Source organism: Azospirillum brasilense (assembly GCF_003349955.1).
GTDB classification, from domain to species: domain Bacteria; phylum Pseudomonadota; class Alphaproteobacteria; order Azospirillales; family Azospirillaceae; genus Azospirillum; species Azospirillum brasilense_B.
In genome coordinates, this window is sequence record NZ_QLKQ01000056.1 from 13,206 (window position 1) to 31,949 (window position 18,744).

Annotated in this window: 15 protein-coding genes and 1 pseudogene; 11 read left to right on the forward strand and 5 right to left on the reverse strand. The window is 69.2% G+C overall.

The window, feature by feature from the left end; translation table 11 throughout:
* Positions 1 to 144 precede the first annotated feature (144 nt).
* The 6 genes and pseudogenes from DXK32_RS22060 to DXK32_RS22085 form a co-directional block, all read left to right on the forward strand.
* Positions 145 to 399 carry an exodeoxyribonuclease VII small subunit gene (locus tag DXK32_RS22060; protein ID WP_040134280.1) on the forward strand — a complete coding sequence of 85 codons (255 nt, stop codon included), beginning with the start codon at positions 145 to 147 and terminating at the stop codon, positions 397 to 399.
* Between the two features lie 25 nt (positions 400 to 424).
* Positions 425 to 1,291 (forward strand): polyprenyl synthetase family protein, encoded by an 867-nt coding sequence (locus DXK32_RS22065; RefSeq protein WP_114860489.1) that lies wholly within the window; start codon positions 425 to 427, stop codon positions 1,289 to 1,291.
* Positions 1,292 to 1,309: 18 nt separating this feature from the next.
* Complete coding sequence (gene dxs / locus DXK32_RS22070) at positions 1,310 to 3,226, forward strand: 1-deoxy-D-xylulose-5-phosphate synthase (protein WP_114860473.1); 1,917 nt, start codon at positions 1,310 to 1,312, stop codon at positions 3,224 to 3,226.
* A 248-nt stretch (positions 3,227 to 3,474) separates the two neighbouring features.
* Complete coding sequence (locus DXK32_RS22075; RefSeq protein ID WP_114860474.1) at positions 3,475 to 4,383, forward strand: sensor histidine kinase; 909 nt, start codon at positions 3,475 to 3,477, stop codon at positions 4,381 to 4,383.
* Positions 4,384 to 4,472: 89 nt separating this feature from the next.
* A complete protein-coding gene (locus DXK32_RS22080) occupies positions 4,473 to 5,225 on the forward strand; it encodes a TlyA family RNA methyltransferase (protein WP_114860475.1) in 753 nt (250 codons plus the stop codon).
* A gap of 60 nt (positions 5,226 to 5,285) precedes the next feature.
* A pseudogene (locus DXK32_RS22085) lies at positions 5,286 to 5,945 on the forward strand (IS5 family transposase); the annotation flags it as partial.
* Between the two features lie 79 nt (positions 5,946 to 6,024).
* Here DXK32_RS22085 and DXK32_RS22090 read toward each other — a convergent pair.
* The 3 genes from DXK32_RS22090 to DXK32_RS22100 form a co-directional block, all read right to left on the reverse strand.
* Positions 6,025 to 6,984, reverse strand: a complete 960-nt coding sequence (locus DXK32_RS22090) for a DUF4862 family protein (RefSeq protein ID WP_114860476.1) — start codon at positions 6,982 to 6,984, stop codon at positions 6,025 to 6,027.
* A gap of 100 nt (positions 6,985 to 7,084) precedes the next feature.
* Complete coding sequence (locus tag DXK32_RS22095; protein ID WP_114860477.1) at positions 7,085 to 8,488, reverse strand: MFS transporter; 1,404 nt, start codon at positions 8,486 to 8,488, stop codon at positions 7,085 to 7,087.
* A 186-nt stretch (positions 8,489 to 8,674) separates the two neighbouring features.
* The gene (locus tag DXK32_RS22100) at positions 8,675 to 9,712 is read right to left on the reverse strand and encodes a 2-hydroxyacid dehydrogenase (protein WP_205215798.1); all 1,038 of its coding nucleotides are present in this window, start codon (positions 9,710 to 9,712) and stop codon (positions 8,675 to 8,677) included.
* A gap of 752 nt (positions 9,713 to 10,464) precedes the next feature.
* Between DXK32_RS22100 and DXK32_RS22105 the strand changes: the two genes are divergently transcribed.
* The 5 genes from DXK32_RS22105 to DXK32_RS32305 all read left to right on the forward strand — a co-directional run bounded on the left by DXK32_RS22105 (position 10,465) and on the right by DXK32_RS32305 (position 15,367).
* Complete coding sequence (locus DXK32_RS22105) at positions 10,465 to 11,505, forward strand: L-idonate 5-dehydrogenase (RefSeq protein WP_114860479.1); 1,041 nt, start codon at positions 10,465 to 10,467, stop codon at positions 11,503 to 11,505.
* Positions 11,506 to 11,605: 100 nt separating this feature from the next.
* Entirely contained in the window at positions 11,606 to 12,805 is a 1,200-nt protein-coding gene (locus tag DXK32_RS22110) for a mandelate racemase/muconate lactonizing enzyme family protein (RefSeq protein WP_114860480.1), read from the forward strand.
* A 32-nt stretch (positions 12,806 to 12,837) separates the two neighbouring features.
* The gene (locus tag DXK32_RS22115; protein WP_114860481.1) at positions 12,838 to 13,602 is read left to right on the forward strand and encodes an SDR family oxidoreductase; all 765 of its coding nucleotides are present in this window, start codon (positions 12,838 to 12,840) and stop codon (positions 13,600 to 13,602) included.
* Positions 13,603 to 13,685: 83 nt separating this feature from the next.
* The gene (locus DXK32_RS22120; protein WP_114860482.1) at positions 13,686 to 14,393 is read left to right on the forward strand and encodes a GntR family transcriptional regulator; all 708 of its coding nucleotides are present in this window, start codon (positions 13,686 to 13,688) and stop codon (positions 14,391 to 14,393) included.
* A gap of 149 nt (positions 14,394 to 14,542) precedes the next feature.
* On the forward strand, positions 14,543 to 15,367 hold the full coding sequence (locus DXK32_RS32305; protein ID WP_162801305.1) for a FadR/GntR family transcriptional regulator: 825 nt from the start codon (positions 14,543 to 14,545) through the stop codon (positions 15,365 to 15,367).
* A 213-nt stretch (positions 15,368 to 15,580) separates the two neighbouring features.
* Here DXK32_RS32305 and DXK32_RS22135 read toward each other — a convergent pair whose 3' ends face one another.
* Complete coding sequence (locus DXK32_RS22135) at positions 15,581 to 16,603, reverse strand: class I SAM-dependent methyltransferase (protein WP_247877277.1); 1,023 nt, start codon at positions 16,601 to 16,603, stop codon at positions 15,581 to 15,583.
* A gap of 5 nt (positions 16,604 to 16,608) precedes the next feature.
* Positions 16,609 to 18,726 (reverse strand): TonB-dependent receptor, encoded by a 2,118-nt coding sequence (locus tag DXK32_RS22140; protein WP_247877278.1) that lies wholly within the window; start codon positions 18,724 to 18,726, stop codon positions 16,609 to 16,611.
* Positions 18,727 to 18,744: the final 18 nt, after the last annotated feature.

Here is an 18,744-nt window from a genome sequence, read left to right on the forward strand (position 1 = left end):
TCAAGGCCGGCTCTTCCGGCTAGGCCCGCGGTGGGAGCGTGATACGCCCGCCGCGGGCCTTGCGCATTTGGGGGCTGAGCCATAATTTCGGTTTTCGGTCCCATCGCGGGCACCCCATCGTATGGATCATTCGCCGGATGGATCATGGCTGACGCTGCACACATTCCCCCCGACATCGCCGCCCTCAGCTTCGAGGACGCGCTGGCCGAGCTGGAGCGCATCGTGCGCCAGCTTGAGGACGGGCGCGGCAAGCTCGACGACGCGATCTCCTCCTACGAGCGCGGCACCGCGCTGAAGCGGCATTGCGAGGCGAAGCTGCGCGAGGCCCAGGCCAAGATCGACCGCATCACCGTTGCCGCCGACGGCACCCTCGGCACCGAACCCGCCCGGATCGACTGACGTGCAGACCGACCTCAAGACAGCCATGGCCGACATGGCGGCCGATGTGGAGCGTGCGATCCTGCACCTCCTGCCGACCACCGACCTCCCCGAATCGCGTGTGCTGGAGGCGATGCGCTACGGCTGCCTGAACGGCGGCAAGCGTCTGCGGCCCTTCCTGGTGCGCCACTCCGCGGCGCTGTTCGGCGTCAATCCGGATTGCGCGCTGCGCGTCGCCGTGGCCGTGGAGTTCGTTCACAGCTATTCGCTGGTCCACGACGACCTGCCGGCGATGGACGACGGCGACCTGCGCCGCGGCCAGCCGACCGTGCACCGCAAGTTCGACGAGGCGACCGCGATCCTGGCCGGCGACGGGCTGCTGACCTACGCCTTCGAGGTGCTGGCCGACCCGGCGACCCACGAAGACCCGAACGTGCGCTGCCAGCTCGTGGCGGCGCTGGCCAAGGCGGCCGGGCCGCACGGCATGGTCGGAGGCCAGATGCTCGACCTGATCGCCGAGCATGAGACTTTCGATCTCGGCACCACGACCCGGCTCCAGCGCATGAAGACCGGCGACATGATCGCCTTTTCCTGCGAGGCCGGCGGCATCCTGGGCAAGGCCCCGCCGCCGCAGCGCCACGCTCTGCGCGCCTACGCCCACGACCTCGGGCTGGCCTTCCAGATCGTCGACGACCTGCTGGACATCGAGGGGACGGAGGCGGAGACCGGCAAGTCGGTCGGTCGCGACGCGCAGGCCGGAAAGGCGACCTTCGTGTCCATCCTCGGGCAGGACCGCGCCCGCTCGCAGGCCGCCATGCTGGCCGTCCAGGCCAAGGCGCACCTGGAGATCTTCGACGGGCGTGCCGATATCCTCAAAGCGGTCGCCGACTTCGTCGTCGCGCGGCGGACCTGAACGGAGGACGTTTCCAACGTGACCCTCAACGACAAGACGCCGCTTCTCGACCTCGTCCGCACCCCCGCCGACCTGCGCGCGCTCAAGCCCGAGCAGCTCCGGCAGGTGGCCGACGAGCTGCGGACCGAGACCATCAGCGCGGTGTCGGTGACCGGCGGTCATCTGGGCGCCGGGCTGGGGGTGGTCGAGCTGACCGTCGCCCTGCATTATGTGTTCCAGACCCCGGCCGACCGGCTGATCTGGGATGTCGGGCACCAGTGCTACCCGCACAAGATCCTGACCGGGCGCCGCGACCGCATCCGCACCCTGCGCACCGGCGGCGGCCTGTCGGGCTTCACCAACCGGTCGGAGAGCGAGTACGACCCGTTCGGCGCCGGCCACAGCTCCACCTCCATCTCCGCGGGGCTGGGCATGGCGGTGGCGCGCGACCAGCTTGGCCGCGACAACCATGTGGTCGCCGTGATCGGCGACGGCGCGATGAGCGCCGGCATGGCCTATGAGGCGATGAACAACGCCGGGTCGGCGAACAGCAAGCTGATCGTCATCCTGAACGACAACGACATGTCCATCGCCCCGCCGGTCGGCGCGATGAGCGCGTATCTGTCGCGGCTGATCTCGTCGAAGCCCTATCTCAGCCTGCGCCATCTGGCCAAGGACATCGCGGAGCAACTGCCGCGCCCCCTGCGCACGGCGGCGCGCCGGGCGGAGGAATACGCCCGCGGCATGGTCACCGGCGGCACGCTGTTCGAGGAGATGGGCTTCTACTACATCGGCCCGATCGACGGGCACAATCTGGACCATCTTCTGCCGGTCCTGCAGAACGTGCGCGACGCCAAGGACGACAAGCCCGTCCTGATCCATGTCGTCACCAAGAAGGGCAAGGGCTACGGCCCCGCCGAGGCGTCGGCCGACAAGCTGCACGCGGTGGCCAAGTTCGACGTCGTCACCGGCGCCCAGTCCAAGCCCAAGTCCAACGCCCCAACCTACACCCGCGTCTTCGCCAACGCCCTGATCGCGGAGGCGGAGCGCGACTCCCGAGTCCTCGGCGTCACCGCGGCCATGCCCTCGGGCACGGGGCTCGACCTGTTCGGTCAGCGCTTCCCCGACCGTTGCTTCGACGTCGGCATCGCCGAGCAGCACGCGGTGACCTTCGCCGCCGGGCTGGCGACGGAGGGCTTCAAGCCCTTCTGCGCGATCTACTCGACCTTCCTGCAGCGCGCCTATGACCAGGTGGTGCACGACGTCGTGCTGCAGCGGCTGCCGGTGCGCTTCGCGCTCGACCGCGCCGGTCTGGTCGGGGCGGACGGGGCGACCCACGCCGGGGCCTTCGACGTGGCCTATCTCGGTTGCCTGCCGGACATCGTGCTGATGGCGGCGGCGGACGAGCTGGAGCTGATGCACATGGTGGCGACCAGCGCCGCCATCGACGACCGCGCCTCGGCGCTGCGCTACCCGCGCGGCGAGGGGGTGGGGCTGGAACTGCCGGAGCGTGGCGAGGTCCTTCCCATCGGCAAGGGCCGCATCCTCCAGGAAGGCACCAAGGTCGCGATCCTCAGCTATGGCACGCGCCTTGCCGAGGCGCGCAAGGCGGCGGCGGAGCTGGGCGCGCGCGGCCTGTCGACGACGGTGGCCGACGCCCGCTTCGCCAAGCCGCTGGACGAGGAGCTGGTGCGCCGTCTGGCGCTGGAGCATGAGGTGCTGATCACCATCGAGGAGGGCTCGGTCGGCGGCTTCGGCAGCTTCGTGCTGCAGCATCTGGCGATGGCCGGACTGCTGGATGGCGGGCTGAAGATCCGTCCGATGGTCCTGCCCGACCGCTTCCTCGACCATGACAGCCCGGCCAAGCAGTATGAGGAAGCCGGTCTCGCCGCCCGCCACATCGTCGCCACGGCCTTGCAGGCGCTGGGGATCGAGGCGGCGGCGGTGCGGGCCTGAGTCCGCAGGAAAAGCGCCGCCGCCCGGCCCTGACTCCGACCCTGGACGAAGGAGCTAATGCCATTAGCCTAAGGTTGGGCGAGGCGCTTTCTCTGGTGCGGATGGGACCGCTGTCTTACAATTCGAAAACAATAGATAATTAACGTATCCGGCGGGACTGGGTGTTGTCGAACATGCCTCAGGTGTTTGCAGCGGGTGCTGGGCGCGCATCCGACGAAAACGGCGCTTCGGCTCAGGATGGTCCGGGGATGTTCCGGTCCATCGTTGAGTCGTCATCGACGCCGACCGCCGTCTTCGACGGTGCATCCTTGCGTTGTCTTTACGCCAACGCCACCATGCGCGCCCTGGGTTTGGAAACGGGGCATCCGATCGCGGACCGCTTCCCGGAGGCCACCGCCGAGCGCGTCGCCGAGGCGCAGGGCAGCGGCGAGACGGTCCGCCTGCGGATCACCGGGCCGGACGAGGTGTCCTGGAATCTGGATCTGGCCGCGCTCGACGGTGGACCGTCGCTGCTGGCCACGCTGCGTCCCGCCGAATCCGAATCGACCGAAACCGCCCACCATCACGCGCGGGAGGTCAGCCACCGGGTCAAGAACACGCTCCAGCTCGTGTCCAGCCTGCTGACGCTCCAGACCCTGTCGGCCAAGGACCCGGACATGCGCCGCGCCTTCCAGGAGGCGTGCAGCCGCATCGGCACGGTGACCCAGGCGCACCAGCGCGTCCACGCCGCCGCCCGCGGCAGCCTCGTCGATTTCGGGGCCTATCTGAGCGACGCCTGCCGTGAGATGGAAAGCCATTTCGCGGTGGGTGGTCCGGAACGCCGCATCGCCGTCACGGTGGAGAAGGCGATGCTGCCGGTGGATTCGGTCATTCCGCTCGCCCTCATCGTCAACGAGCTGGTCGGTAACGCCACGAAGTACGCCTATGTGGCGGGCAGCCCGGGGGACATCGAGGTCAGCCTCGTGCCGCGTGACGAGGGGGGGCGCCGCCTGACCGTCGCCGATCATGGGCGCGGCTTGCCGCCGGGATTCGAAGTCGCGCGCGCCGACTCCCTGGGCATGAAGGTGGCGCGGGCCTTCGCCGGCCAGTTGAAGGGAAAGCTGCGCGCGGAGCCGAACGGTCCAGGCACGCGTTTCGTCCTGGATCTGCCATTCTGATCCTCCGCCGCCGTTGACGGCTCATCGCCTCTTGCCGAACGCCGCGTCCTGGGCCATGCATCCACCCTTGTCGACGGGGGAGGTCTGAGATGGCGCGGGTGCGTGCGGATGTGGCGCTGGTGGAGCGCGGGCTGGCCGAAAGCCGCGCCAAGGCGCAGGCGCTGATCCTGGCCGGGCTGGTCTATTCCGACACCAAGCGCATCGACAAGGCCGGCGACGCGATCGCCGAGGACGCTCCCTTGTCGGTGAAGGGGCAGGACCATCCCTGGGTGTCGCGCGGCGGGCTGAAGCTGGTCAAGGGGCTGGACGTCTTCGGCATTGATCCCACCGGCCTGACCGCCGTCGATGTGGGCGCCTCGACCGGTGGCTTCACCGACGTGCTGCTGACCCGCGGCGCCGCCAAGGTCTATGCGGTGGACGTCGGGCATGGCCAACTGGCCTGGAAGCTGCGCAACGACCCGCGCGTGGTGGTTCTGGAAAAGACGAACGCCCGTCACCTGACCAGCGCCGAGATTCCCGATCCGGTGGACATGGTGGTCTGCGACGCCAGCTTCATCGGGCTTGAGGTGGTGCTGCCCGCCGCCCTTTCCCTGGTGGTTCCGGGCGGTCGGCTGATCGCGCTCATCAAGCCGCAGTTCGAGGTCGGCAAGGGCCGCGTCGGCAAGGGCGGGGTGGTCCGTGACCCCGAACTGCACCAGGAGGTCTGCGACCGCATCCGTGCCTGGCTCGACGCGCTACCGGGTTGGCGGGTGCTCGACATCACCGAAAGCCCGGTCACCGGCCCCGAGGGCAACAAGGAGTTCCTGGTCGGAGCGATGAAGGACGTCTGGATGGAACCATAAACTGTTACGAGAGCACCCATGAGAGTGTAACAAAACCGGCTGGAAACGGTTTGGTGGGGCATGGCAGCCCCTCTTGTTTGCGACGCCTTGTGGGCGATCATCGAACCGCTGATCCCGCCGGAGCGGCCCAAGCCGAAAGGCGGACGGCCCCGGCTGTGCGAACGTGCTGCGCATGGGTATCCCTTGGGAGCATCTGCCGGTGGAGATGGGCTGCGGCTCGGGTATGACCCGCCGGCGGCGTCTGCACGAGTGGCATCGGGCTGGCGTGTGGGAACGGCTGCATCATGTGCGGCTCGACCGGCTCGGCTATGCCAACGCCATCAACTGGGATCGTGCGGCGGTGGACAGCGCCAGCGTCCCGGCAAAAGGGGGGGTGAGGAGACCGGCCCGAACCCGACGGATCGCGGCAAGCCGGGCTCCAAGCGCCCCATCCTCGTCGATGCTAACGGCATCCCGCTCGCCCTGAGGATATCGCCAGCCAACCGGCACGACAGGAAGCTGCTGGAGGCGCTGGTCGATGCCGCGCCGGCGATCCGCCAATGTGCGGACCGGCTCCGGCGGCGACTGGCCAAGCTGCATGCCGACAAGGGCTACGACTTCGCTCACTGCCGGCGGGCGCTGCGCCAACGAGCGATCATTCCGTGGATTGCCCGGCGTAGCGTCGAAAGCAGCGAGCGTCTCGGCCGATACCGATGGGTGGTCGAGCGTACGCTCGCTTGGGTTCCGTTAGGCGCTTTCAGTCGCACATCGTCGGCATTTCCAGACCAACCACCGCCGCGCGCCGTGGCGATCACCCTCATCAGGTCGAGCGTGCCGCGTCGAGCGCGTCCAGAGTGCCGCGGATCAGGGCGATGCGGTCCGCCGTGTCGGCCTGCCGGGGCCGTACGCCGACCTTGACGCCTTCATAGAGCAGATCGGGCCCGGCGGCCTCGAGCGTTGCCGCGATATGGCCCCGCTCCATCACGGATTCCCCAACCTGTTCGCGGAGCGGCGGATGCACGTCGCTCCAGGCCGGACCGTAGGCGCCATCGCGGCCGGTCGCACCGGAGAACATCACGCCACGCAGCAACCCGGCCGAGCGGAGGTAGCGCGCGTGCCGCTCTGGGGCCGTCGCGTCCCGCTCCTCAATGGCGGAACGCCCCCAGTTCACGGCCATGCCCAGGGGCGTCCTTGCCGCAGCGGCGGCGGCTGTCACCGCGGCGCTCTCGATGGCGAGGGGAAGCAGGCCCTTCTGCCAAGGACCGGCGACCGGACGGGCGTCGCAATGTTCGACGACGAGCGTCGTGTCGCCCCAGTCCCAGGAGGCGATCTCCCGAAGCGATGTTTCCAGCGCATGGCCCCCCTCTCCGGCCGCGGCCGGCGAAAGGGTCGGGAAGGCGTGGACCTCGACGGCCAGGATGCGCTGCCCGCGCGCCGCGAAGCCCGCGATCGCCCGGTGGGCCGCGGCAACCAGTTCGATGGCGCGGGCACGCCCGGCCGGATCGGTGGACGCCAGCCCGACCCTCGGGTCCGCCGCCGCCGCGATGGCGGACGCACCGATCAGGGTCAGCACATGCCGCCCCTGCGCGCCACGGCTGTCGAACAGCGCGGCCAGAAGCCGCTCATCCTCGTCCCAGCCGGGTGCCCCCCAGGAGATTTCCAGGCCGTCGACGCCGGGAAGGGACAGGACGCCCTCCAGATAGGCCCGGCGCTCCGCCGCGGTGTCCGGCTGGGCGGCGTAGGCCCCCACGACGCGGAACGGTTTGTGATGGGAATTCATGAAGCTGCCTCTCCGCTTGGCTCGGACGCGCCGAAGGTCGGACGTTCGGGGCCGCTCCCCTGGTCAGGGAAGCGGCCCCGGTTTGTGGATGGCGCCCGGATCAGGCGCGGGATTCGGACGGCCGGGCCTCGCCCCACTCGGCGTCCGTCGGCGTGCTCAGGTCACGGTTGAGCGTCTCGGGCAGCGAATAGGTGACCAGGAAGGAGACCAGCATGGTGAGGGCCATGTAGATCGCCACCGGGACCCAGGAGTTGGCGTACCAGGCCAGCAGCGCGGCGCTCAGCAGCGGAGCGATGCCGCCGCCGATGATCGACGAGAACTCGCGGCCCAGCGTCACCCCGGCGTAGCGGTAGCGGCTGCCGAAGATCTCGGGGAAGAAGCTCATGTGCACCCCGGTCACGCCTTGGGCCGCGACCATGTAGCCGAACACGATGATCGCGGTGATCAGGACCGGCGAGCCGGTGTTCAGGCCGGGGAAGACGAGGAACGGCGTGACGGTCAGCAGACCGGTCAGCACGAGCGTCATGCGGCGCCGGCCGAAATGGTCGGACAGCATGCCGGTCAGGAAGGCGGCGAAGGACGCGGCGATCGCGGCGGCCAGCTGCACCGGCGGGATGAAATGGGTGTCCACGCCCACCACGCTCACCAGATAGGTGATCATGAAGACCTGATAGATGTAGGACTGCGTCGACACGCCCCAGTTCATCAGGATCACCTTGACGACGTTCTTCTTGCCGTGCTTGGCGACGACCTTGAGCGGGGCCTGGTTCTTGACGTCCACCTTCTTCTTCAGCTCGATGAAGATCGGGCTCTCGGCGAGCTTCAGCCGGATGACGAAGGCGGCGATGGTGACGAGGATGCTGCTCCAGAAGATGGCGCGCCAGCCCCAGCTCATCAGCATCTCGTTGGGAAGCTGCTGGGCCCCGATCCAGGCGATGGCGCCCAGCGCCGTGCCGAAGGCCGCACCCACCATGATCAGCGACGAGAGCCGGCCGCGCTGGCCGAGGGGGGCCGTCTCGGTCAGCAGCGTGGCGCCGCCCGACTGCTCGGCGCCCGCGCCGAAGCCCTGCAGGAAGCGGCAGAGAACCAGCAGGAGCGGCGCCCAGATGCCGGCCGTCTCATAGGTCGGCAGGCAGCCGATGGCGAAGGTCGCCCCGCCCATCAGGAACAGCGTCGTGACCAGCACCCATTTGCGGCCGTACTTCTCGCCGTAATGCGCGAAGAAAAGCCCCCCGAGCGGTCGCGCCAGGAAGCCGATCGCGTAGGCGCCGAAGCTGGCGATGATTCCCGCCGCCGGCGAGATCGTCGGGAAGAACAGTTTGCTGAAGATCAGGGCGGACGCCGTGCCGTAGATCACGAAGTCGAAGTTTTCGAGCATCGTGCCGATCAGGCCGGCAAGGGCGGCCCGTCGGACGTTGGCGGCGTCGGCGGGGGCCGTGTCCTTGGTGGCCGTGTCCTGGGCATGGGAGCCCGGTTGGGCGATGGAGCTGGATATCTCGGTCATAGGCTGCTTCCTTCACGAACCACCGGAAGGGTGGAGTGATGATGGCACGCGACGCGCGGCACGCGGTCGTGGGGCGCCCCACGGGGGGGACGGGTCCGGCCGCGCGGCGTCGAGGAAAGGGGGCGTTGCGGGTCGTCCCCGGTCCGCCGGAAGGTCGGCGAACCGGTCCGGCCGGGACGGGCGGTCCTAGCGGGGGAAGACCACGTTGCGCAGCGGTTCGCCGGCCGCGAGGCGACCGATGTTCGCGGCGATGTCCTGCACCCGGCCTTCGAAGGTCTGGCGGGTGACGCCGGAGATGTGCGGCGTCATCAGGACGTTGTCGAGCGAGGCGAAGGGCAGCGGCGACGGCTGGGCGTGGGCGCCGCCGGCCGGGTACTGGTACCAGACGTCGATGACGGCGCCGCCGATGCGGCGCTCCTTGAGGGCGTCGTACAGCGCTTCGGGATCGACCAGCGGGCCGCGGCTGACGTTGACGAGCAGGGCGTCGGGCTTCATCGCGGCCAGCCGCGCGGCGTCGATCATGTGGCGGGTGTCCGGCCGCAGCGGCAGGCACAGCACGACGACGTCGCTCTCGGCCAGCAGCCGGCCGAGCCCGTCGATGCCGGCCGCCCAGCGCAGCCCTTCACGCTCCACATCGACCGGACGCGGCGTGACCGTGACGCCCGTCGCGCCGAACGCGCGCATGAGCTGCCAGGTGCGCGACCCGATGTGCCCATAGCCGACGATTCCGACGGTGGCCCCGGCCAGGGAGTTCAGCTGACAGCGCTGCGATTCATAGACCGACGAATCCCAATGCCCGGTGCGCAACGCGCGATCCTGTTGCAGGAACTGGCGGCGCATGACGACGCTGGTCGCCGCCACATATTCGGCGATCGAGGATTCATGGCAGAAGGTGTTGGCGCAGACGACGCCGTCGGGCAGGGCTCCGGTGTCGATGCCGTCATAGCCGGCGCCGCCGACATGGACGAGGCGCAGGGAGTCGGCCGCGGCCCCCATCGCGGCGGTGAAGCGCGGGCCGACGAAGACGTCGGCGCCCGCCAGATCGGCCGCGACCGCCGCTTCGTCGAAGGCCGGATGCCAGGAGACGACGCTGCCCGCCGGAAGCCGCGCCTCCATCAGCGCGCGGTGAGGCACGAAGTTGGCGTCGGCGATGACGACGCGCAATGGGTGTGGCGGTGGTGCGATGCCGTCGCGCTCGCCGGCCTGTGATGTCCCGTTGGGCATGGCGCAGATGACTCCCTCTAGAAATTATTCACTCGGCATCGTTGGGTGACGGCGCAGCGCCGTCGGTGAAACCGATTGTCCGACCCGTTTCCCCGCCGCCCGGCCCTGACCGTTCCGCGTTCGGGAAGCCATGCGTCGCGGGGACCGCCACAGCGGCCCCGCGAGGCCTCCCAACTCCCGGCGGTTCCCGCAGGACCGCGATGCCGACGTTTCTGGGATATTGGTACACTGGTCTTCTGTTTCATTGGATAGGGCAACGCGTCGGCGCCTGTCAACAGCATAACGCTGGGCCTGCGAAATGTTGCGACGGCGTGCGGCCAACGGTCGCAGGCTGTTCCGGCAAAAAGCCCTTTTTCCCCGGCCTGCGTGCATCTCGTCGACGTGACGAACGGGTGGCCGGCGCCGGGCATCGCGCTCCACCGGACTCGCGGGCGCATTACCAAGACCAAAGCAAGTCTCTGATAGGGCTTGATAAATGGATCGTCGGTCCGGAGTGGAGTGCGCCTTGCGCGCATGGCCGAGCCCCGCAAACCCCGGGACGATGCCCGTGATCCGCACTCTTCGTGTTGACAAGCCGGCGCGCCGGCCGTAGCTATTAAACCAGTAGACCAATTTGCTGTTTGGTTCTCTGGAGCCACGGCAACGGATTTTGCCGGGACCGGACGGGCCCGGGGCCCGCCGTTCCCCTCGATCAACATTCTCACGCGGTTCCAGGCGCGACGACGCGCCGGACCGCCTTCAGGAGACATCAGATGCGCGGCTGTGTTCTGCACGGACAAAAGGATCTCCGCCTCGAAGCGCTGGACGAGCCGTCCCTGCGTCCCGGCGAGGTCCGGGTCAAGATCGCCGCGGGCGGAATCTGCGGGTCCGATCTGCACTACTTCTTCGAGGGGCGCGTCGGCGACTTCAACGTCCGGGAGCCCATGGTGCTGGGCCACGAAATCAGCGGCGACGTCGTCGAGGTCGGGCCGGAGGTCACCCGGACCAAGGTCGGCGACCGCGTCGCCGTCAATCCCGGCAAGCCCTGCCGCGCCTGCCCGCACTGTCTGGGCGGCCGGGAGAACCTGTGCGCCAACATGATCTTCTTCGGCAGCGCCTCGCGGTTTCCCCACGTTCAGGGCGCCTTCCGCGAAACGCTGGTGGTGCGCGACTTCCAGTGCTTCCCGGTCCCGCAGGACACGCGCCACAGCAATCTGGTCTTCGCCGAGCCCTTCGCCGTCGCCCTGCACGCGGTGGCGCAGGCCGGCAGCCTGCTCGGCCGGCGCGTCCTGATCACCGGCGCCGGGCCGATCGGCTGCCTGATCGCGGTCGCCGCGCGCCGGGCGGGCGCCGCGCACGTCACCATCACCGACCTGTCCGACAACGCCCTGGAGATCGCCGCCCAGGTCGGCGCCCACGAGACGGTCAACGTCCTGTCCGACAGCGAGACGCCCAACCGCTGGCAGGCCGACCGCGGCTGCTTCGACGTCAGCTTCGAGGCGTCGGGCAGCGCCAGGGCGGTGGAGACCTGCGTCCTCAGCACGCGGCCCGGCGGCGTGGTCGTCCAGGTCGGCATGCTGGCGCCGGGCCTCACCCCGATCCCGCTCAACCGCCTCCTCGCCAAGGAGGTGACGCTGAAAAGCTCCTTCCGCTTCCACGAGGAGTTCGCCTGGGCCGTCGCCGCCCTGACGACGGGCGGTGTCGACCTGTCGCCGCTGGCCACCGCGCAGTTCCCGTTCGAATCCGCCGCGGAGGCGTTCGACGCCGCGCACGACCGCAGCCGGAACATGAAGGTGCAGATCGTCTTCGGGTGATCCCCCGGACCGAGCCCTTCCGACGGACCCGCCCGCTCCGGCGGGTCCCTCCCTGGAACCGACCGCTTGCGGACATCCGCAAGAGCTTTGCGAGCGACCCATGAAAATCACGCAACTGGAAACCTTGAGGACCGAGGAGTTCTCCAACGTCGTTTGGGTCCGCGTCCACACCGACGCCGGAATCGTCGGGCTGGGCGAGACCTTCTACGGGGCGGGCGCGGTCGAGGCGCACATCCACGACGTCCTGGCGGCGCGCCTGCTCGGCAAGGACCCGCTGCGCATCGAGGCCCACGCCCGCGAGCTGGTGAACCTGCCGATGGCGCAATCCTCGACCGGCGCCGAGTACCGCGCCGCGTCGGCCATCGACCTCGCGCTGTGGGACATCCTCGGCAAGGTGTGCGGCCAGCCGGTGCACCAGATGCTCGGCGGCCTCTGCCACGACCGGGTGCCCGTCTACAACACCTGCGCCGGCTACGGCTACGTGCGATCCAACAAGATCAAGCCGGTCGACACCTGGAACCTGGGCTCCAGCGAGGGTCCCTACGAGGATCTCAATGGCTTCATGACCGACGCCGGCCGGCTCGCCGAGAGCCTGCTGGAGCAGGGCATCACCGGCATGAAGATCTGGCCGTTCGACCCCGCGGCCATCGCCAACGACGGGCGCTTCATCACCGCCGAGCAGATGAAGCGCGCGGTCGAGCCCTTCGAGAAGATCCGCAAGGCCGTCGGCGACCGGATGCAGATCATGGTCGAGTTCCACTGCCTGTGGAACCTGCCGACCGTCAAGAAGATCGCCCGTGTCCTCGAGGACTATGAGCCGACCTGGTACGAGGACCCGATCCGCATGAACTCGGTCAACGCGCTGGCCGAGCTGGCCGGCTCGACGAGCGTGCCGATCTGCGCGTCGGAGACGCTGGGCTCGCGCTTCCCCTACAAGGACATGCTGGAAGCCGGGGCGATCGGCGTGGTGATGACCGATCTGGTGTGGACCGGCGGCCTGACCGAAGGGCGCAAGATCGCCGCGCTCGCCGACACCTACCATCGCCCCTACGCGCCGCACGACTGCACCGGGCCGGTGGCCTACGTCGCCGCCGTGCACTCCTCGCTGTCCAACCCGAACACGCTGATCCAGGAGTCGGTCCGCGCCTTCTACACGGGCTGGTACACCGAGCTGGTGACCGAGGTCCCGCGCATCGTCGACGGCCATGTCCTGCCGATGGACGGGCCGGGCCTCGGCACGGAACTCCTGCCCGCCGTCTTCGAGCGCCCCGACCTGAGCGTCCGCCGCAGCAGCCTCTGACCGGCCAGCCTCCAAACGAAAGACTCTCCATCATGACGACCATGTTTGACCTGACCGGCAAGACCGCGCTTGTGACCGGATCGGCCCGCGGCCTTGGCAACGCCATCGCCGAAGGGCTGGCCGAGGCCGGCGCCGCGATCATCCTCAGCGACATCAACCCCACCGCCCTGGCCGACGCCGCGGCGCGGGCGCGCGACAAGGGCCACACCGTCCATGAGTCGGCTTTCGACGTGACGGACGAGGACGCGGTGGCGAAGGCCTTCGCCGACCTCGACGCGCAGGGGATCGCCGTCGACATCCTGGTGAACAACGCCGGCATCCAGATCCGCAGCCCGCTGGTCGATTTCCCGGTGGCGGATTTTCGCAAGGTCATCGACACCAACCTGACCAGCGCCTTCCTCGTCGGCCGCGAGGCGGGCCGCCGCATGGTCGCGCGGCGGGCGGGCAAGATCATCAACATTGGCTCCCTGACCAGCGAGCAGGCCCGCGTCACCGTGGCGCCCTACGCAGCGGCCAAGGGCGGCATCCGCCTCCTGACCAAGTCGATGACCGCGGAGTGGGCGGAGTTCAACGTCCAGGTCAACGCCATCGGCCCGGGCTACATCGTGACCGAGATGAACAAGCCCCTGATCGAGAACGAGGAGTTCGATTCCTGGGTGAAGAAGCGCACGCCGGCGCGCCGTTGGGGGAACCCGACGGATCTGGTCGGCACCGCGGTGTTCCTGGCCTCCCCGGCCTCCGACTTCGTCAACGGCCAGCTGATCTTCGTCGATGGCGGCTTCATGGCCATCTACTGAACGCGCAACGGCGCTCTCCCCATCCGCTCCCAAGCTGCGGGCGGAAGGGGAGAGCCGGTCCCATCGGAACAGGTCCGACCAAAATGAAGCCGATTCCGTCGCGGCCGTGGCATGCCGACTCCCGCATGATCCACCGGGATCTGCGCAGCGCCATCGTCTCGCTCCGCCGCAGGCCGGGCGAGACGCTCGCCGAGCGTTCCCTTGCCGAGGCTTATGGCGCCAGCCGCCCGAAGGTTCGGCAGGCGATCGACCGGCTGGCCGACGAACAGCTGGCCGAGCGCCACCCGCAGCATCGGGGGATGCGGGTGGCGCGCATTCCCCTGCGGGCGTTGCCGGAGGCCGGGGAAATGCGCAAGGCCCTGGAAATCCGCGTCGTCCGCTACGCGGCCCGCCGGGCGACGCCCGATCAGATCGAGCGTCTGCGCGCGTCCGTCGAACGGCAGCGTGCCTGCCAGACGGTGGGTGATGTCGACGGCTTCCACGCGGCGGACGAGGCGTTTCACTCCCTGCTGTCCGAGGTTGCCGGCCATCCGGGTTTCTGGGACACCGTTGAACGGATCAAGGCGCAGATCGACCGCTGCCGCCGCCTCGGTCTGCTGGTCTTCGGGAGCATGGGCCCGGCGATCGACGAGCATGATGCCATGGTCGCAGCCATCGCCGCGGGGGAGCCCGACCGGGCCGCCGCCCTGATGGCCACCCACCTCGATGGTGTGGCCGGAACGATCGCCACCTTGCGCCGGGTGGTCCCATGCTATTTTTACGAACCCGATGACCTGCCGTCTTCTCGCTGAGACACGCGTGGCGAGGGCCGGTGCCATGCTGCCGATGGGTGACGGCGTCCCCTTTCCGCCCAGGCGTGCGGTTGACTTGTCCGCCGTTGATGCCTAAAGAACTGGAGCGACATCGTACCAGAGAACCAGTTCAGTCACCGGAGAGCGGCATGGATGACCCCGATTTCGACGTCTCCCGCCACCTGCAGAAAATCAAGGTCCGACGCCCTCCCGACATCATCATCGAGCAGATCAGCGACCTGATCGCCCGTCGGATCATCAAGGCGGGCCAGAAGCTGCCCGCGGAACGGGTGCTCGCCGAGCGCTTCGACGTCAGCCGCGGCACGGTGCGCGAGGCGCTCCGCCGTCTGGAATTCTTCGGGATCGTCCGCACCTCGCCGCAGAGCGGCACGGTGGTGGAAAATCTCAGCGAACATGTGCTGCTCGGCCTCATCAACAACATCCTCAACGCCGACGACACCAGCCCGGAGATGCTGATCGAGGTGCGCGGCGCCCTGGAGGCCCTGTCCGCCCGCCTGGCGACCGAGCGCGCGCACAGCGGCCAGATCGCCGAGATCCGCAAGGCCCAGCAGCGGATGCGCGAGCAGGCCGAAGCCAACGCCTACACCCTGGAGGAGGACCTTCTGTTCCACCTCAAGGTCGCGGAGGCGACCAACAACAACCTGCTTCGCTCGCTGATCGCCTTGATGGGGCCGGACGTGCTCCGCTTCTCGCACCAGCACGCCACCTACAAGGATGGTCGCATGCATGCCGCCGCGAACGAGCATGACGCGATCATCGAAGCGATCGAGCGTCGTCAGCCGGAGGAAGCGGAACGGCTGATGAAGCAGCACATCGACAAGTCCTACGAGCATTACCGCCGGACCGGCGATCATCCGGAGGACGACCGGGAGGAAAACGACGGGGCCAAGCGTGGCAAGCCGACGCGCGCCCGACGCGCCAAGGCATCACAATCCATGCGGGAGACGGAGTGAGGGGGGCTCCCGCGGTTTGCGCGGACCAGGCTGCGAGGAGGACACGACGGCGCAGCGGATCGAAGCTGGCGCGTCCGTGCATCTGACGCTTGATCAGCGTCAGCTCGTTGATCTGCCCCTCCGCCTGCCCGCCGCTCCATACAGGAGAGCCACTCTCGCGCGGGACGCTCGGGTTTCTGAACCATCCGATCGTCGGGGTGCGCCGCCGACCACTCAGTCCCGCCCGCAATCCAGCCTGAACGGGCCGAAGGCGGTGGTGATGTCCCGGCTTTCCACCCGCGCGAAGCCCGCAGCGGACAGCGCTCCGGCGATGGCCCCCCGGTCGAACGAGCGGTCCTGACCGCGCAGGGCCGCCACCAGCCGTCCGACGACATGGGTTTCCGGTCGCGTGCGCTCCGCCGTCAGCCCCTCGTGCAGGCTAACGAAGACGCCGCCCGGCGCCAGCGCCCGCCGGACCTTCGCCAGCAGCGCGACGAGATCGCGGGCGTAATAGAGGGTCAGCGACGCCCAGATCACATCGTACCCGCCGCCCAGGTCCGCGTCGTTGAAGTCGCCGGCGATCACCGCGACGCGCTGGCCCGCCGGCCCGGCAACCGCCAACCGCCCGGAGATCCGGGCGGCCATCGGCGGCAGGTCGACCAATGCCACCCTCATGTCCGGCCGCCGCTCCGCGACCGTCAGCGCCAGCGTCTCCGATCCGGCCCCGATGTCGAGGAAGCTCCGGGCGGAGGGCCATTCCGGCAGATCGTCCAGCACGGCCGCCATCGCCGCCGTTCCCATGCCGCGATGGAAGGCGCGCAGGCTGAAGGCCGAGCGGTCCCAGAACTCCGGTGCCGCCATGTCGAGAGGGGCGTCGCCGGTCTCCGCGCGCAGCAGCGCCGACACGTCGCCGTGGCGCACCCGGGGCAGGGTGGTGAGCAGGTCGCGCAGGCTCCGCTCGCCATCGGAAAGCAGATAGGGCGCGGCCTCCTCCGTCAGGCGGTAGCGGCCCTCGCTCTTGACCAGAAGATCCATCGCGGTCAGCGCGTCGAGCACATGGCCGAGCCGTCCGGCGTCGAGGGACAGGCTGGCCGCCAGGTCCGCCGCCGTCGCGGGCTCCGCCAGCCGGTCGAACAGGCCGAACTCCAACCCCGCCGCCAGAAGCTGCCAGCGCAGCGGGGCCTGGATCAGGTCGAACAGCCGGGCCGGGAGCGGGGCGTTGCGGGTCGCAGGGTGTTCAGGGGGATGCATGGTCATGGCCATCACCACACCGCCTTGACGCGCAGGCCGACCTCGCGCGCCGCCCCGTCCTCCGCCAGCACGCCGAGGGGCGCCCGCACGGCGCGGGCGTAGACGTTGCGGTTGAACAGGTTGCTGGCCCACACCCCCAGCTCCACCGCGGCGAAGCGGTAACCGACCTGGGCGTCGACCAGGGCGAAGGCCGATTGCCGCAGCGTGTTCTCCGAATCGAAGTGGTAGGGACCGGAGCCGTTCACGCCCACCTGCCCGAACCAGCCCCTCTCCCCCTCGTCATAGCCCACGCCCAGCGCGTAGGTGGCGTGCGCCGCCATGGGCAGGCGGTTGCCCGAAAGGTCGGCGGGCACCAGCGCGCCGTTGCGGCTGACATGGACGGTGTAGGAGGTCGCCTTGGCCCGTTGCAGGCCGCCGCTGCCGAACAGCGTCCAATGCGCGCTCAGACGCCCGGTCAAGGACAGTTCGGCGCCGACGATCTCGGCCTCGGCGGCGTTGCTGACCTTCTGGGTGCCGCCGGGGACCAGATCGACGATCTGCTTGTCGGTCGTGCGCGTGTGGAAGACCGCCAGCCCGGCCTCGCCGCGACCGGCGGCGAAGCGGCTCTTGACGCCGGCCTCGGCGGTCCAGCTGTGCTCGGGCGCGTAGGTCAGCGTGCCGCGGTTCACCGCCGTGCCGTAATTGTAGCCGCCGGGCAGATAGCCGCGCGCGTAGGAGGCGTAGACGGTCGCGTCCGGTCCGGCCTCGTAGGACAGACTGATGCGCGGCAACAGCGTCGTGTGGTGGAGATCCTGCCCGTAGGCGGCGCGCCCGGCCGGGCTGGAGAGCGTCTGATGGCCGCTCTGGCCGATCCATTCGAGTCTGCCGCCCAGCCCGAGGCGCAGGGCGTCGGTCAGGCCGACCTCCACCTGTCCGAAGCCGGCCAACCCGGTCTGGTCGATGGTGGTCTCGCGGCGGACGCGCGGGGTGCCGATCTGGAAATCCAGATCCGTCCATTCCCGGTGGGCATAGAACCCGGCCAGCCAGCGCAGCCGCGCTTGCGGATCGGCGGACGTCAGGCGAATCTCCTGCGACAGCGCGTCATCGCGATGGGTCGACAGGGTCGGCAGGGTGGCGAGCGGCGAGCCGTCGAGATCCATCTGGAAATCGCGCCTGTAATGGGTCCAGCCGGTGACGCTCGTCAGGTCGAGCCCGTCTCCGCGGTGGTCGATCCGCAAGGACTGCACGGCGCTGGTGGAATCGTCCCAGGAGGGGGTGTTGTAGTTGGTGGTGAAACGGCCGGTGGCGTAGGGGCCCGACAGATAGCGCATCCGCGCCTTGCCCAGTTCAGCCCGTTCGACGATGCTTTTCAGGCGGATGTCGGTGTCGTCGTCGGGCCGCGCCTCCAAGCCGCCGGACAGGGTCCAGCGGCCGGTCTCGGTGCCATTCTTCGATCCGTCGAAGCGGTTGAGGCCGGTGCCCCGGGCGTCCTCCGCGCGGAAGGCCAGCGAGCCGGCCACCGAGTCATCCTTCAATGGCCCGGACACCCGCCCGGCCGCCGTGACGGTGGGACGCCAGCCGTCGGGGCCGTCCTGAAAGCCGGTGTACAGGCTGCCCCACCCCGAGGACGTCCAGTCGGGATCGGCGGTGACGGCCTTGATGGCGCCGGCCTCGGTGTTGCGCCCGTAAAGGCTGCCCTGCGGCCCCTTGAGGATCTCCAGCGCCGCGGGGTCCGGGAGCCGGGGCGCCTGGGTGGCGCCGTGCGGCAGGGCGACGTCGTTCACGAAGAACCCCAACGGGTCCTGGAGGGCGGTGTTGGCGCTGGTCATGCCGCGCAGGACGATCCGCGTCTGGACCGTCGACTGCTCGATCTGGACGTTGGGCGTGCGCTTGGCGATGGCCGCCGGCAATCCCCCCGACAGCGGATTGTCCAGGTCCAGCGGGGTCAGCACCTCGACCGATCCGGGGGTGCGCTGGACATCCTCCTTCCATTGGCGGGCCTCGACCGTCACCGGAGCCAGCACGACGGGGGCGGTTGCGACGACGTCCGGCGGATCGGCAGCCAGCGCCGGACCGGCCATCGCCAGAAGGAGCGGGGCGGAGGGAAGAAGGCGTGCGTGCGGCGGCGCGCGGAACGATGGGTGGGGCATGGAAACGGCTTTCCTCGC

Bases quoted from the DNA above. Each gene is read 5' to 3' on its own strand.
- DXK32_RS22080 (WP_114860475.1), top strand. From the start codon at position 4,473: ATGGCGCGGGTGCGTGCGGATGTGGCGCTGGTGGAGCGCGGGCTGGCC.
- DXK32_RS22090 (WP_114860476.1), bottom strand. From the start codon at position 6,984: ATGAATTCCCATCACAAACCGTTCCGCGTCGTGGGGGCCTACGCCGCC.
- DXK32_RS22105 (WP_114860479.1), top strand. From the start codon at position 10,465: ATGCGCGGCTGTGTTCTGCACGGACAAAAGGATCTCCGCCTCGAAGCG.
- DXK32_RS22115 (WP_114860481.1), top strand. From the start codon at position 12,838: ATGACGACCATGTTTGACCTGACCGGCAAGACCGCGCTTGTGACCGGA.
- DXK32_RS22120 (WP_114860482.1), top strand. From the start codon at position 13,686: ATGAAGCCGATTCCGTCGCGGCCGTGGCATGCCGACTCCCGCATGATC.
- DXK32_RS22135 (WP_247877277.1), bottom strand. From the start codon at position 16,603: ATGACCATGCATCCCCCTGAACACCCTGCGACCCGCAACGCCCCGCTC.
- DXK32_RS22095 (WP_114860477.1), bottom strand. From the start codon at position 8,488: ATGACCGAGATATCCAGCTCCATCGCCCAACCGGGCTCCCATGCCCAG.
- DXK32_RS22100 (WP_205215798.1), bottom strand. From the start codon at position 9,712: ATGCCCAACGGGACATCACAGGCCGGCGAGCGCGACGGCATCGCACCA.
- DXK32_RS22110 (WP_114860480.1), top strand. From the start codon at position 11,606: ATGAAAATCACGCAACTGGAAACCTTGAGGACCGAGGAGTTCTCCAAC.
- DXK32_RS22065 (WP_114860489.1), top strand. From the start codon at position 425: ATGGCCGACATGGCGGCCGATGTGGAGCGTGCGATCCTGCACCTCCTG.
- DXK32_RS22140 (WP_247877278.1), bottom strand. From the start codon at position 18,726: ATGCCCCACCCATCGTTCCGCGCGCCGCCGCACGCACGCCTTCTTCCC.
- DXK32_RS32305 (WP_162801305.1), top strand. From the start codon at position 14,543: ATGGATGACCCCGATTTCGACGTCTCCCGCCACCTGCAGAAAATCAAG.
- DXK32_RS22075 (WP_114860474.1), top strand. From the start codon at position 3,475: ATGTTCCGGTCCATCGTTGAGTCGTCATCGACGCCGACCGCCGTCTTC.
- DXK32_RS22060 (WP_040134280.1), top strand. From the start codon at position 145: ATGGCTGACGCTGCACACATTCCCCCCGACATCGCCGCCCTCAGCTTC.